Genomic DNA, 11841 nt, shown 5'->3' with positions numbered 1-11841 from the left:
CCTTAAGGCAGCGGCAGGACGTGCCGCAGCGCGGTGACCGCGTCCGGCGGGCCGTCCACGGCCAGCTCGGTGCGCTCGCCGCGGCCGTAGACGAACAGCACCAGCTCGCCCGGCTCGCCGGTGATCCGCACCATCGGCGCCCCGGCCGGGCCGACCGTCAGGCTCTGCCCGTTCGGGCGGCTCAGCTCCAGCCGGACCGGGGAGCGCCGGCCCGCCTCCATCCGGGCCAGCAGCGGCAGCCGGCGCCAGAGCGCGTCGGCCCGCCCGGGCGGCACCGGCTGCGGCGTCCACTCCTCGCCGGCCCGGCGGACGTCCTCCGCGTGCACGAAGTACTCGACGGTGTTGGCGGCCTCGTCGGCGCCGGGCAGGGCGAACGGCGAGAGCATCGGCGGGCCGGAGCGGAACAGCCGCAGCAGCTCCTCGTACGGGCGCTCGGCGTACCCGGACTGCACCCGGTGCGTGTGGCCGGCGAGGGCGCCGACCCGGATCCCCGCCGCGGCGTCCGGCCGCCGCTCCCGGACGACGAGATGGGCGGCGAGATCCCGGGTGGACCACCCGGCACAGAGGGTGGGCGCGTCCGGCCCGGCGGCGGCCAGCAGTTCGGCCAACCGGTGGCGCTCGGCGAGGGCGTGGTTCGACATGGTGTCAGCCTATGGCGTCCTCACCGCGTCATTTGAGGTGCCCGGTGAGTTTGGGGGTGCCCGGGCGGGTACCGGAGGTGAGCGAGCAGGTGTAGTCCCGCCAGCCCTGCTGGTACTGCGCCATCGGCGGCCCGATCGGCAGGGTGTAGAACGTCCCGCCGCCCTGGCGGGCCTCGGCCGCGGCCAGCGACTCCTTGCAGCCGTCCCGGACGGCCTTGTTCAGCTGGGTCTCGGTCAGCCCGTCCGGCAGCAGGAGGTCGGCCACGACCTCGCCGTCGTGCTCGCCCTCGCACGGGCGCGCCTCCGGCTTGGTGACGGTCCTGGTCTGCTGCGGGTGGTCGAAGCACGTCCCGACCGGGAAGAAGGTGTACGGCACCACCCTGCTGGGCGTCGGCGGGGGGGTCGGGGTGGGCGTCGGGGTCGGCGTGGCCGTGGTGGGGGAGGGCGGCGGCGGGAGCGGGGCCGGCTCCTTCTCCGGCCAGAGCAGCACCGTGGCCACCACCGCGAGCAGCGCGGCCAGCACCGCGGCGACGGCGAGGACCAGGCCCCGCGGCGGGCGCGTGGCGGCGGCTTCGGGCGGCTGCGCGGGCGTCGGCTGCTCGGAGGTCATGGCCACGAGGATGGCCCACCGCGACCCCTCCCGGCAGGCGGTTGGCACAACTCGTACGAGCAGACCGTTCGTACGAGCAGACCGCAGCAGACCGGGGGCGGACCAAGGGGCGGACCGGGGCGGACCGGCGCGGGCCGGGCGGGGACGGCGCGGTCGGATAGGCTCGCCCCGGCACGACACGATCCCAGGAGTATGCGGATGCGCGTCGGAATCACCGGTCACCGGGGGCTGTCGGGGGGCATCACCGAGATGCTGGTCCGCGGGGACCTCTGGCGGCTCGTCACCACCTTCGGCCCGTACGAGCTGGTCGGCGTCACCTGCGCCGACGAGGGCCCGGAGAGCTGGTTCGCCCGGTCGGTGCTGGAACACGGCGGCAAGGTGGAGGTCATCGTCCCCGCCGGGGCGCCCGTCGTCGGCCGTGCCGACGACCGGCACCGCGCCACCCGGCTGCAGCTGATGAACGAGGCCAACGCCGTCCACCGGCTGGCCCCGGTCGAGTACGGGGGCCTCGGCGACGACACCGGCCGGGCCCTGGTCGGCATGATCGACGAGCTGATCGCGGTCTGGGACGGCGAGCCCGGCAGCGAGCCCGCCCGGGTCGCCGAACTGGCACAGCGGGCGGGGCTGTTCGTCCACCGGATCTGGCCCGAAGGCTGCGAGCGGGTGTGATTCGCCCGCTCGCCCCCCGCTCGGCTCGGGGCGGGGCGCCCGCTCGCCCCCCGCTCGGCTCGGGGCGGGGCGCCCGCTCGCCGGACGGCGCACCTGCGGGCCGGGCCGGGCTGACACAATGGGCGCATGTCCACCACCCCCACCACGCCCGCCGCCCCCGGCTCCACCGCGCTGGCCCCCGAGATCGCCGCCCGGCTCAAGCGCACCCCGGACGGACTGCTCCCGGCCATCGCGCAGCAGCACGACACCGGCGAGGTGCTGATGCTCGGCTGGATGGACGACGAGGCGCTGCACCGCACCCTCACCACCGGCCGCTGCACCTACTGGAGCCGCAGCCGCCGGGAGTACTGGGTCAAGGGCGACACCTCCGGCCACGCCCAGCGGGTCGTGTCGGTCGCGCTGGACTGCGACGGCGACACCCTGCTGGTCAAGGTGGACCAGACCGGGGCCGCCTGCCACACCGGCGACCGCACCTGCTTCGACGCCGACGTGCTCCCGCTCGGCTGATCCCGCCGGCCGCCGCGCCACCCGCTCCACCGCCGAACGCCGCCAGAAGCCGACCACGACCAGAAGGTGCCGCCCGCCATGGACCTCGAAGCCTTCCGCAAGCTCGCCGCCGACACCCGGGTCATCCCGGTCACCCGCAGGCTCCTCGCGGACGGGCTCACCCCGATCGGCCTCTACCGCAGCCTCGCCGCGGAGCGCCCCGGCACCTTCCTGCTGGAGTCCGCCGAGCAGGGCCGCAGCTGGTCCCGGTACTCCTTCGTCGGCGTCCGCAGCGCCGCGGTGCTCACCGCCGACCCGGAGGGGAACGCCCGGTGGCTCGGCACCCCGCCGGTGGGCATCCCCACCACGGGCGACCCGCTCCAGGTGCTGCGCGCCGCGCTGGAGGCGCTGCACACCCCGCGGCACACCGACGACGGCCTGCCCCCGCTCACCGGCGGCCTGGTCGGCTACCTCGGCTACGACGTCGTCCGCCGGCTGGAGAAGCTGCCCGACCTCAACCCGGACGACCTCCGGCTCCCCGAGCTGACCATGATGCTGGCCACCGACCTCGCGGTGCTGGACCACGCCGACGGCACGGTGCTGCTGATCGCCAACGCCGTCAACCACAACGACCTGGCGAGCGGCGTGGACGAGGCCTACGCGGACGCCGTGGCCCGGCTGGACGCGATGGAGACCGACCTGCTCAAGCCGGTCGACCCGGGTCTGGCCACCTTCACCCCCGCCGGCCCCGGCGAGGTCCGCTCGCCGTTCGGCGGGGCGCCCTACCGGGCGGCCGTGGAGGAGGTCAAGGAGCGGATCCGGGCCGGCGAGGCCTTCCAGGTGGTGCCCTCGCAGCGGTTCGAGGCGCCCTGCCCGGCCTCGGCGCTGGACGTCTACCGGGTGCTGCGCACCACCAACCCCAGCCCGTACATGTACCTGTTCCGCTTCCCCGGGGCGGACGGCGGCGCCGAGGGCGGCTTCGACGTGGTCGGCTCCAGCCCGGAGGCGCTGGTCAAGGTCACCGACGGCGAGGCGATGCTGCACCCGATCGCCGGCACCCGGCACCGCGGCGCCACCCCGCACGAGGACGCCGAGCTGGCCGCCGAGCTGCTCGCCGACCCGAAGGAGCGGGCCGAGCACCTGATGCTGGTCGACCTCGGCCGCAACGACCTCGGCCGGGTCTGCGCGCCGGGCAGCGTCGAGGTGGTCGACTTCATGCAGATCGAGCGCTACAGCCACGTCATGCACATCGTCTCGACCGTCACCGGCCGGGTGGCGCCCGGCCGGACCGCCTTCGACGTGCTGACCGCCTGCTTCCCGGCCGGCACCCTCTCCGGCGCCCCGAAGCCGCGGGCGATGCGCATCATCGAGGAGCTGGAGCCCACCCGCCGGGGCCTGTACGGCGGCTGCGTCGGCTACCTGGACTTCGCCGGGGACTCCGACACCGCGATCGCCATCCGCACCGCCGTGCTGCGCGACGGCACCGCCTACGTCCAGGCGGGCGCGGGCGTCGTCGCCGACTCCGACCCGCACGGCGAGGACACCGAGTGCCGCAACAAGGCGGCGGCCGTCCTGCGGGCGGTGGCCACCGCGAATACGCTGCGCACGCCGGAGGTGTGAGCCGCGCCGGTGCGGCGCGGCGGCGAGGAGGCGGGCATGTCGGACCAGCAGGACGCCGGATCGGCCTGGGACGCCCTCGCGGGTGTGCGCCTCCCGCGCGGGTACCGGGTGGAGATCACCGCGGGGAAGATCACCATGACGCCGCGCGGGGAGGGGCACCGGGAGGTCGTCCTCGGGGCGGCGGCCCAGGTCGAGCAGCAGCTCGCGGGGCACGGCACCGTGCTGACCGGTGAGGTCGTGGACTTCCCGTCCCCGCGGTACGGGTACGCGCCCGACCTCGCGGTGATCGCGCCGGGCGCGCGGCAGGGCGCCCGCGGGCGGTACCGCGCGGCCGACCTCCGGGCGGTGCTGGAGGTCGTCCCCCGGGCCCAGCAGGACGGCGACTTCGTCCGCAAGCAGCGCTACCTCGCGGAGTGCGGCGTGCCGCTGTACGTGGTGGTGGACCCGGAGGAGGCGGCCTGCACCGTGCACAGCCACCCGGAGCCGTCCGGCGCCTACCGGGAGGCCGAGCGGGTGCCCTTCGGCAACGACGTGTTCCTGCCGCTGGCGGAACGCACCCTCGTGCTGTCGACCGACGGCTTCGCGCCCGACCCGGGGTAGGGACGGGGCGTGCGGTCGGGGATAGTGGACGGGTGAGCGTTCCTGAGCAGTCCCGTACCGAAGCCGCCCCCGCCGCCCCCGCGAAGGCCGGGCGGCGCACGCTCGGCCTGATGCTGCTGCTGACCCTGCTGGGCGTGGTGCTGGTGCTGACGGCCGTCGGCCGGGTCTGGGCCGAGGGCCGGGTGGCCGGGGCGGCCGCCGGGACGCTGGAGGTCTCCGTGACCGGGAGCCGGATCTCCGAGCTGCCGGGCGGGCTGGCGCTGGTGGCGCTGGCGGCGGCGCTCGCGGTCTTCGCGGTCCGCGGCGCCGGCCGGATCGCGGTCGGTGCGCTGACGCTGCTGGCGGGCCTCGGCGCCGCCGCGGCGGCCGCGGCCGGGGCGGGCGACGGCGCCGCGCTGGACTCCGAGGCGGCCCGCAAGCTGGCCCTCTCGGGCACCACCGCCACCGACGTCGCCCACACCGCGTGGCCGTGGGTGGCGCTGGCCGGCGGGCTGCTGCTGGCGCTGGCCGGGCTGCTCACCGCGCGGTACGGGCGGGGCTGGCCGGCCATGGGCAGCCGGTACGAGGCGCCGACCCGCAAGGCCCCGGCGAAGGCGGCCGAGTCCCCGGCCGACCTGTGGAAGGCGCTGGACCGCGGCGAGGACCCCACCGCGGTCTGATCCGGCCGGCGCCGTACCGGGCCCGCACCCGGGTGCCCGCCTCCCGCCTCCCGCCGCCCGCCGCCGGTGATCGGGCCGGATGTGACCCGATAGACGAGCACCCGCTTTGGGGTGCCGGTGTGTGGCCCGGCACAATGGAACACGTCAACCCGCCAGGGGCCCGCAGGCCCGGCCGGGCCCCGAGAGCCTAGGAGCACCATTCAGATGGCAGCAGCAGCACACGGCCACACCCCCGCCGCCTGGACCGGCGTGACCATCACCTTCATCGGTTTCGCGATCGCGGGCGTCGCCATGATCCTCCCGTCGGTGCTGCTGGTCTGGGCCGGCCTGGCGGTCGTCGTGCTCGGCGGCGTGGTCGGCAAGGCCATGGCGATGGCGGGCATGGGCAGGCAGCCGAGCGAGCACGTGATGACCGTCGAGGAGCACCAGGCCGCGCTCGCCGCCGCCTGATCCGAACGGGTCTTCGGGCACGAGGCACGACGGCGGGCGCCACGCCCGCCGTTTCGCTTTCCGGCCGGCCCGCTGCGCCCCGCCCGCTGTGTCACGGTGTCGGGCGCCGCGCCGGGCGGGCACAATCATGGGCGTGAACGCCGCCCCCACCGCCTCCGCCCGGCCGCCGGTCCTGCGCCGGCTCGGCGGGCCACTGGCCGCCCTCGCCGCGGTGGCCGTCCCCACCACCTACATCGCGCTGGTGGACCCGAACGCCCCCGGCCACTACCCGACCTGTCCGTTCCTGGCCGCCACCGGCTGGTGGTGCCCGGGCTGCGGCGGGCTGCGCTGCGTCCACGCGCTGGTCCACGGGGACCTCAGCGGCGCGCTGCACGACAACGCGCCCGCGGTGCTGCTGTTCGCGGTGCTGGCCGTGTTCTGGGTGCGCCGGGTCTGGGCCGCGGCGACCGGCGGACCGCCGCCCCGGCTGGCGCTCGGCGTCCGGCGCTGGGTGCTGGTCGGACTCCTGCTGCTGGTCTTCACGGTGGTCCGGAATCTGCCGATCGGGGCCGGTCTGGCACCCCCGCTGGTCTGAATCCGCGGGTGGACGGACGGTGAAGACCCAGCTGGGAGGCGCCCTGTGACCGTCCGGGGGCACGTCCGAACCGCGAGACGCGCGCCGGGCGGATGCGCCCCGCGCCCCCCGGTGCCGATACCATCGAAGGGCCGGAGGCCCTACTGGCTGTCCGGCTTTCCGCTAGAACGACTAGCAGACCAACGATGGGGGCGCTCTCGTGTGCAAGCGGAGCCTGGGGATCCCCTCGGCCGGAGGCCGGGGGAGAACCGATCACAGGGGCGCGTCGCGTCCAGCGCCCGCCGAGCGGAGCGAGGTGGGTGCATGAGTGTCCTCGACACGATCATCGAGGGAGTCCGTGAGGACCTCGCCGAGCGGCAGGCCCGGGTCTCCCTGGACGAGCTCAAGGAGCTCGCCGCCAAGGCCCCGGACGCCAAGGACGGCGTCGCGGCCCTGAAGGGCGACGGGGTCCGGGTGATCTGCGAGGTCAAGCGTTCCAGCCCGTCCAAGGGCGCGCTGGCCGCGATCGCCGATCCGGCCGCCCTGGCGGTCGACTACGCGGCCGGCGGTGCCGCCGCGATCAGCGTCCTGACCGAGCAGCGCCGCTTCGGCGGATCGCTGGCCGACCTGGACGCCGTCCGCGCCGCGGTGGACACCCCGCTGCTGCGCAAGGACTTCATCGTCACCGCGTACCAGCTCTGGGAGGCCCGCGCCCACGGCGCCGACCTCGCGCTGCTGATCGTCGCGGCCCTCGACCAGCCGGCCCTGGTGTCGCTGATCGAGCGCGCCGAGTCGATCGGCCTCACCCCGCTGGTCGAGGTGCACGACGAGGAGGAGATCAAGCGCGCGGTGGACGCCGGCGCGAAGATCATCGGCGTCAACGCCCGCAACCTCAAGACGCTGGAGGTCGACCGGAACACCTTCGGCAACGTCGTCCACGCCATCCCGGACGGCATCGTCAAGGTCGCCGAGTCCGGCGTGCGCGGCCCGCTGGACGTGATCTCCTACGCCAACCTGGGGGCCGACGCGGTGCTGGTCGGCGAGTCCCTGGTGACCGGCAGCGACCCGCGCGCCGCGGTGGCCGACCTGGTCGCGGCCGGCGCCCACCCCGCCATCCGGCACAAGGACTGATCCCGCCGCCGTGAAACTCGCCTCCCGCCTCGCCCCCGGCTGCCGCCCGCGCGGCTGCCGCGCGCCCGCACGCCGTGTGCTGGGCAGGCGGGTGCGCTACGTGATCGGCTGCGAGCCCGGGCAGGTGCCGGGCCGTCGATGGCGCAGGACGTACGGCTGATCCAGCCGTTCCGACGTCCACTGTCGTCATCTTCGAGAAGGACCCACCATGTCCGAGAAGGACCACCTGTCCGGCGCCGACGTGCCGGACGCCCGCGGCTACTTCGGCGCCTACGGGGGCCGCTTCATCCCGGAGGCGCTGGTCGCCGCCGTGGAGCAGGTCGCCGAGGAGTACGAGAAGGCCAAGGCCGACCCGGTCTTCGCCGCCGAACTGGACGGGCTGCTGCGCGACTACACCGGCCGCCCCAGCCCGCTGACCGACGTGCACCGGTTCTCCGCCGAGGCGGGCGGCGCGCGCGTCCTGCTCAAGCGCGAGGACCTCAACCACACCGGCTCGCACAAGATCAACAACGTGCTGGGCCAGGCGCTGCTCACCCGGCGGATGGGCAAGACCCGGATCATCGCCGAGACCGGCGCCGGCCAGCACGGCGTGGCCACCGCCACCGCCTGCGCCCTGTTCGGCTTCGACTGCACCATCTACATGGGCGAGGTCGACACGCAGCGCCAGGCGCTGAACGTCGCCCGGATGCGGATGCTCGGCGCCGAGGTGGTGTCCGTCAAGTCCGGCAGCCGCACCCTCAAGGACGCCATCAACGAGGCGTTCCGCGACTGGGTCGCCAACGTGGACTCCACCCACTACCTCTTCGGCACCGTGGCCGGCCCGCACCCGTTCCCGATGATGGTGCGCGACTTCCACCGGGTGATCGGCATCGAGGCCCGGCAGCAGGTGCTGGACCGCACCGGCCGGCTGCCGGACGCCGTCGTCGCCTGTGTCGGCGGCGGCTCCAACGCGATGGGCATCTTCCACGAGTTCATCCCGGACGCCGGCGTGCGCCTGATCGGCTGCGAGGCGGCCGGCGAGGGCGCCGAGACCCCCAGGCACGCCGCCACCCTCACCAAGGGCGACCCGGGCGTGCTGCACGGCTCGCGCACCTACGTCCTGCAGGACGAGGACGGCCAGACCATCGAGTCGCACTCCATCTCGGCCGGCCTCGACTACCCGGGCGTCGGCCCGGAGCACGCCTGGCTGAAGGACACCGGGCGGGCCGAGTACCGCCCGGTCACCGACGACGCCGCGATGCAGGCGCTGCGGCTGCTGTCCCGCACGGAAGGCATCATCCCGGCCATCGAGAGCGCGCACGCGCTGGCCGGCGCCCTGGAGCTGGGCCGCGAGCTCGGTCCGGAGGCCACCATCCTGGTCTCGCTCTCCGGGCGCGGCGACAAGGACATGCACACCGCGGCCGAGTACTTCGGCCTGTACGACGAGCCGGCCGGCGACGCGGCCCGCGGGGGTAAGTGACCATGGCATCGAAGCTCAGTGACATCCTGGCCGCCGCCAAGTCGGAGGGCCGCGCCGCGCTGATCGGCTACCTGCCGGCCGGCTTCCCGAGCGTGGACGGCGGTGTGCGGGCGGTCAACGCGCTGATCGAGGGCGGCTGCGACGTCGTCGAGGTCGGCCTGCCGCACTCCGACCCGGTCCTGGACGGCCCGACCATCCAGACCGCCGACGACATCGCGCTGCGCGGCGGCGTCCGGATCAAGGACGTGCTGCGCACCGTCCAGGAGGTCGCCGCGGCCCACCCCGCGGCCGCCGTGCTGGTGATGACCTACTGGAACCCGGTCGAGCGCTACGGCACCGCACGCTTCGCCGCCGACCTGGCCGCCGCCGGCGGCGCGGGCTGCATCCTGCCGGACCTGCCGGTGGAGGAGTCCGAGGAGTGGCGCAAGGCGGCGGACGAGCACGGGCTGGACACCGTGTTCGTGGTCGCCCCCAGCAGCAAGGACGGGCGCCTCGCCGAGGTCACCGCGGCCGGCTCCGGCTTCGTCTACGCGGCCGCGGTGATGGGCGTGACCGGCTCCCGGGCCCAGGTCGGCGACCTTGCCGAGGACCTGGTCGCCCGCACCCGGGCCACCACCGACCTGCCGGTCTGCGTCGGTCTCGGCGTCTCGACGGCGGACCAGGCGGCCCAGGTGGCCGGCTTCGCCGACGGTGTGATCGTCGGCTCGGCCTTCGTCCAGCGGATCCTGGACGCCGACGGTGACGAGCAGGCCGCGCTCGCCGCGGTGCGGACGCTGGCCGGCGAGCTGGCGGAGGGCGTCCGCCGCCGCTGACCGGACGTGCCCGACGGCCCGTCGCCCCCTCGCGGGGCGGCGGGCCGTCGGCGTTGCGGGGGCGCCGTGCCCATCGTTGCCACCAGGGCCGAACGGAACCCGAACGAGTGAACAGCGACGGGTAGACGCATCAGCGGCGGTTGACCGGCGTTGAGTGGAGGGACGAGTGCACGAACGAGGTGTGCGAGGGCGGGAACGAGCGGAAGGGGTCGGCCGGTGCCGGGTCTCCAGCGAGCCGTGCTGCTGCGGGCGGCCGCGGCCGTCGTGGCCCTGAGCGCCGCCGTGGGGGCGGACGCCGTGGTCGGCCAGGCGCTGGCCAGGCGGGGTGCGGAGCGGGCCGAGCGGGACGCCTACGTCTGCGCCGAGGCGGCCCGGGAGGACGCGGTGGCCCGGGCCGCACGCTCGGTCCTCGACCGCCGGCGGGACCTCCTCGACCCGGGGCGGCCGGCGGGCTGCGACCCGAACGCCCGCTAGAACGGATTCGGACAGAACGTCATCAGGCGTCACCCATCCGGCTTAATTCCTGAATATGGAGGAACCGCCCTTCCTCCCTTACGGTTCATCAGGAAGTGAACGTGTTTCCCGAGGGGGTTTTCCCGATGGCGGCCGGCCGGCTGGCGCAGTGGAGCGGAACGGCGTGGGTCAGCACGGCCGCCCGGCTCGGCCTGGCGGTGGTCTGGGGGTGGGCCGGCCTGGCCAAGATCGCCGATCCGGCCGAGGCCGCGCAGGCCGTCCGCGCGTACGAGATCCTGCCCGAGTCCCTGGTCAAGCCGGTCGGCTACGCCCTGCCCTTCCTGGAGCTGGCGCTCGCGCTGCTGCTGCTGATCGGCCTCGGCGTCCGCCTGGTCGCGATCGTCTCGGCGCTGCTGCTGCTCGCCTTCATCGCCGGGATCGCCTCCGCCTGGGCGCGCGGCATCTCGATCGACTGCGGCTGCTTCGGCGGTGGCGGGGCGGTGGACGCCTCGCAGACCGAGTACCTGCAGGAGATCCTGCGCGACACCGGGTTCCTGCTGCTCGCCGGGTGGCTGATCCGGTACCCCCGCACCAGGTTCTCGGCGGACGAATGGCTGGCGAGCTGACCGGCCGGCGCACCACCGCACCCCACCCCCGACCCCGAACCGGACCAGGCCCCGATTGTGAATGTCAACGCAATGAGCGAGAAGAACCGAGAAGGCAAGCGCACCGCCCGCGAGCGGATGCTGGCGGAGCGGGCGGCCGATGAGGCCCGCGCCAAGCGCAAGAAGAAGCTGGTGGTCGGCGGGGTGGTGCTCGCCGTGATCGCCGCCGCCGTTATCACCGGCGTCGTGGTGCAGAACGAGCGCTCCAAGCCCGAGACCCCTACCGCCGCGCCCGCCGGCACGATCGGCGACAAGAACCTGGTCGTCCCGGTCGGCGCCGCCGACGCGCCCTCCGTGCTCACCGTCTACGAGGACCCGCGCTGCCCCGCCTGCGGCAGCTTCGAGCGCGAGTTCTCCCCGACGATCGACCAGCTGGAGGACGCGGGCAAGATCGGCACCCAGTACCACATCGTCTCGTTCATCGACCGGGCCGTGCCGGGCAAGGGCTCCAAGACCGCCGCCAACGCACTGGCCTGCGCCCAGGACGCCGGGCACTTCCGCGACTACCACGACGTGCTCTACCGCAACCAGCCGGACGAGACCAACGACGCCTTCGGCGACAAGGCCGTCCTGATCAGCCTCGCCAAGCAGGTCGACGGGCTGGTCACGCCCGCCTTCGAGGCCTGCGTCAACGAGAACAAGTACGGCGGCTGGGTCTCCGCGGTGCAGCAGGACTTCGACAAGTCCAGCTTCAAGTCCACCCCGACGGTGCTGCTCAACGGGCAGCCGGTCTACCCGAAGAACGGCAGCCAGGAGATCACCCCGCAGAACCTGGTGGAGGCAGTCGACGCCGCGAACCAGGGCAAGACGCTGGGCAGCACCGGCTCGCACGGCCAGTCCCCGGCGCCGACCAGCACTGCTTCGGAGACCAACAACCCGTCGCCGAAGGCCGGCTGAGCCCGCACCGCGGCACCGGCCGGCCGCCGCCCCCTCCCCGTCCGGAGGGGGCGGCGGCGCACCGGCCACCCCGTCGTCCGGAATCTGTGCGCCGATCTGTGACCCGCGGGGTGTCCGGGCCGGGCCGCCGACCCTG

Annotated in this window: 16 protein-coding genes; 14 read left to right on the top strand and 2 right to left on the bottom strand. The window is 74.7% G+C overall.

Annotated elements, in window-relative coordinates:
- Nucleotides 1-2 precede the first annotated feature (2 nt).
- Entirely contained in the window at nt 3-641 is a 639-nt protein-coding gene (locus RMN57_RS11495; RefSeq protein WP_313763295.1) for a TIGR03085 family metal-binding protein, read from the bottom strand.
- 28 nt (nt 642-669) lie between these two features.
- Nucleotides 670-1251 (bottom strand): hypothetical protein, encoded by a 582-nt coding sequence (locus RMN57_RS11490; RefSeq protein WP_313763294.1) that lies wholly within the window; start codon nt 1249-1251, stop codon nt 670-672.
- 198 nt (nt 1252-1449) lie between these two features.
- Here RMN57_RS11490 and RMN57_RS11485 point away from each other — a divergent pair, with 198 nt between their 5' ends.
- The 14 genes from RMN57_RS11485 to RMN57_RS11425 all read left to right on the top strand — a co-directional run bounded on the left by RMN57_RS11485 (nt 1450) and on the right by RMN57_RS11425 (nt 11705).
- On the top strand, nt 1450-1920 hold the full coding sequence (locus tag RMN57_RS11485) for a hypothetical protein (protein WP_313763293.1): 471 nt from the start codon (nt 1450-1452) through the stop codon (nt 1918-1920).
- 126 nt (nt 1921-2046) lie between these two features.
- A complete protein-coding gene (gene hisI / locus RMN57_RS11480) occupies nt 2047-2427 on the top strand; it encodes a phosphoribosyl-AMP cyclohydrolase (RefSeq protein WP_313763292.1) in 381 nt (126 codons plus the stop codon).
- 78 nt (nt 2428-2505) lie between these two features.
- Complete coding sequence (locus RMN57_RS11475) at nt 2506-4026, top strand: anthranilate synthase component I (protein ID WP_313763291.1); 1521 nt, start codon at nt 2506-2508, stop codon at nt 4024-4026.
- Between the two features lie 36 nt (nt 4027-4062).
- Nucleotides 4063-4626, top strand: a complete 564-nt coding sequence (locus RMN57_RS11470; RefSeq protein ID WP_313763290.1) for a Uma2 family endonuclease — start codon at nt 4063-4065, stop codon at nt 4624-4626.
- Between the two features lie 32 nt (nt 4627-4658).
- The gene (locus RMN57_RS11465) at nt 4659-5285 is read left to right on the top strand and encodes a TIGR02234 family membrane protein (RefSeq protein WP_313763289.1); all 627 of its coding nucleotides are present in this window, start codon (nt 4659-4661) and stop codon (nt 5283-5285) included.
- A gap of 204 nt (nt 5286-5489) precedes the next feature.
- Nucleotides 5490-5735, top strand: a complete 246-nt coding sequence (locus tag RMN57_RS11460) for an HGxxPAAW family protein (RefSeq protein ID WP_313763288.1) — start codon at nt 5490-5492, stop codon at nt 5733-5735.
- A 127-nt stretch (nt 5736-5862) separates the two neighbouring features.
- Entirely contained in the window at nt 5863-6309 is a 447-nt protein-coding gene (locus RMN57_RS11455) for a DUF2752 domain-containing protein (protein WP_380233540.1), read from the top strand.
- A gap of 303 nt (nt 6310-6612) precedes the next feature.
- The gene (trpC, locus tag RMN57_RS11450) at nt 6613-7419 is read left to right on the top strand and encodes an indole-3-glycerol phosphate synthase TrpC (RefSeq protein ID WP_313763286.1); all 807 of its coding nucleotides are present in this window, start codon (nt 6613-6615) and stop codon (nt 7417-7419) included.
- 10 nt (nt 7420-7429) lie between these two features.
- Nucleotides 7430-7579 (top strand): tryptophan biosynthesis modulator TrpM, encoded by a 150-nt coding sequence (trpM, locus tag RMN57_RS37045; protein ID WP_374209046.1) that lies wholly within the window; start codon nt 7430-7432, stop codon nt 7577-7579.
- A 48-nt stretch (nt 7580-7627) separates the two neighbouring features.
- A complete protein-coding gene (trpB, locus tag RMN57_RS11445) occupies nt 7628-8878 on the top strand; it encodes a tryptophan synthase subunit beta (RefSeq protein ID WP_313763285.1) in 1251 nt (416 codons plus the stop codon).
- Nucleotides 8879-8880: 2 nt separating this feature from the next.
- On the top strand, nt 8881-9690 hold the full coding sequence (gene trpA / locus RMN57_RS11440; RefSeq protein ID WP_313763284.1) for a tryptophan synthase subunit alpha: 810 nt from the start codon (nt 8881-8883) through the stop codon (nt 9688-9690).
- A gap of 216 nt (nt 9691-9906) precedes the next feature.
- Complete coding sequence (locus RMN57_RS11435) at nt 9907-10164, top strand: hypothetical protein (RefSeq protein ID WP_313763283.1); 258 nt, start codon at nt 9907-9909, stop codon at nt 10162-10164.
- A 95-nt stretch (nt 10165-10259) separates the two neighbouring features.
- Nucleotides 10260-10769, top strand: coding sequence for a MauE/DoxX family redox-associated membrane protein (locus RMN57_RS11430; protein WP_313763282.1), 510 nt, complete (start codon nt 10260-10262; stop codon nt 10767-10769).
- A 72-nt stretch (nt 10770-10841) separates the two neighbouring features.
- Entirely contained in the window at nt 10842-11705 is an 864-nt protein-coding gene (locus tag RMN57_RS11425; RefSeq protein WP_313763281.1) for a thioredoxin domain-containing protein, read from the top strand.
- Nucleotides 11706-11841 lie beyond the last annotated feature (136 nt).

This window comes from Kitasatospora sp. CM 4170, from assembly GCF_032110285.1.
Taxonomy (GTDB): Bacteria; Actinomycetota; Actinomycetes; order Streptomycetales; family Streptomycetaceae; genus Kitasatospora; species Kitasatospora aburaviensis.
The sequence above is the reverse complement of the archived record's forward strand: the minus strand, read 5'-3'. Positions and strand labels throughout refer to the sequence as shown.

What these genes read in the sequence shown, in the direction of transcription:
- RMN57_RS11460 (WP_313763288.1), top strand. Translation starts at nt 5,490, where the DNA reads ATGGCAGCAGCAGCACACGGCCACACCCCCGCCGCCTGGACCGGCGTG.
- RMN57_RS11475 (WP_313763291.1), top strand. Translation starts at nt 2,506, where the DNA reads ATGGACCTCGAAGCCTTCCGCAAGCTCGCCGCCGACACCCGGGTCATC.
- trpA (WP_313763284.1), top strand. Translation starts at nt 8,881, where the DNA reads ATGGCATCGAAGCTCAGTGACATCCTGGCCGCCGCCAAGTCGGAGGGC.
- RMN57_RS11470 (WP_313763290.1), top strand. Translation starts at nt 4,063, where the DNA reads ATGTCGGACCAGCAGGACGCCGGATCGGCCTGGGACGCCCTCGCGGGT.
- RMN57_RS11485 (WP_313763293.1), top strand. Translation starts at nt 1,450, where the DNA reads ATGCGCGTCGGAATCACCGGTCACCGGGGGCTGTCGGGGGGCATCACC.
- trpB (WP_313763285.1), top strand. Translation starts at nt 7,628, where the DNA reads ATGTCCGAGAAGGACCACCTGTCCGGCGCCGACGTGCCGGACGCCCGC.
- RMN57_RS11495 (WP_313763295.1), bottom strand. Translation starts at nt 641, where the DNA reads ATGTCGAACCACGCCCTCGCCGAGCGCCACCGGTTGGCCGAACTGCTG.
- RMN57_RS11455 (WP_380233540.1), top strand. Translation starts at nt 5,863, where the DNA reads ATGGGCGTGAACGCCGCCCCCACCGCCTCCGCCCGGCCGCCGGTCCTG.
- RMN57_RS11490 (WP_313763294.1), bottom strand. Translation starts at nt 1,251, where the DNA reads ATGACCTCCGAGCAGCCGACGCCCGCGCAGCCGCCCGAAGCCGCCGCC.
- RMN57_RS11425 (WP_313763281.1), top strand. Translation starts at nt 10,842, where the DNA reads ATGAGCGAGAAGAACCGAGAAGGCAAGCGCACCGCCCGCGAGCGGATG.
- trpC (WP_313763286.1), top strand. Translation starts at nt 6,613, where the DNA reads ATGAGTGTCCTCGACACGATCATCGAGGGAGTCCGTGAGGACCTCGCC.
- hisI (WP_313763292.1), top strand. Translation starts at nt 2,047, where the DNA reads ATGTCCACCACCCCCACCACGCCCGCCGCCCCCGGCTCCACCGCGCTG.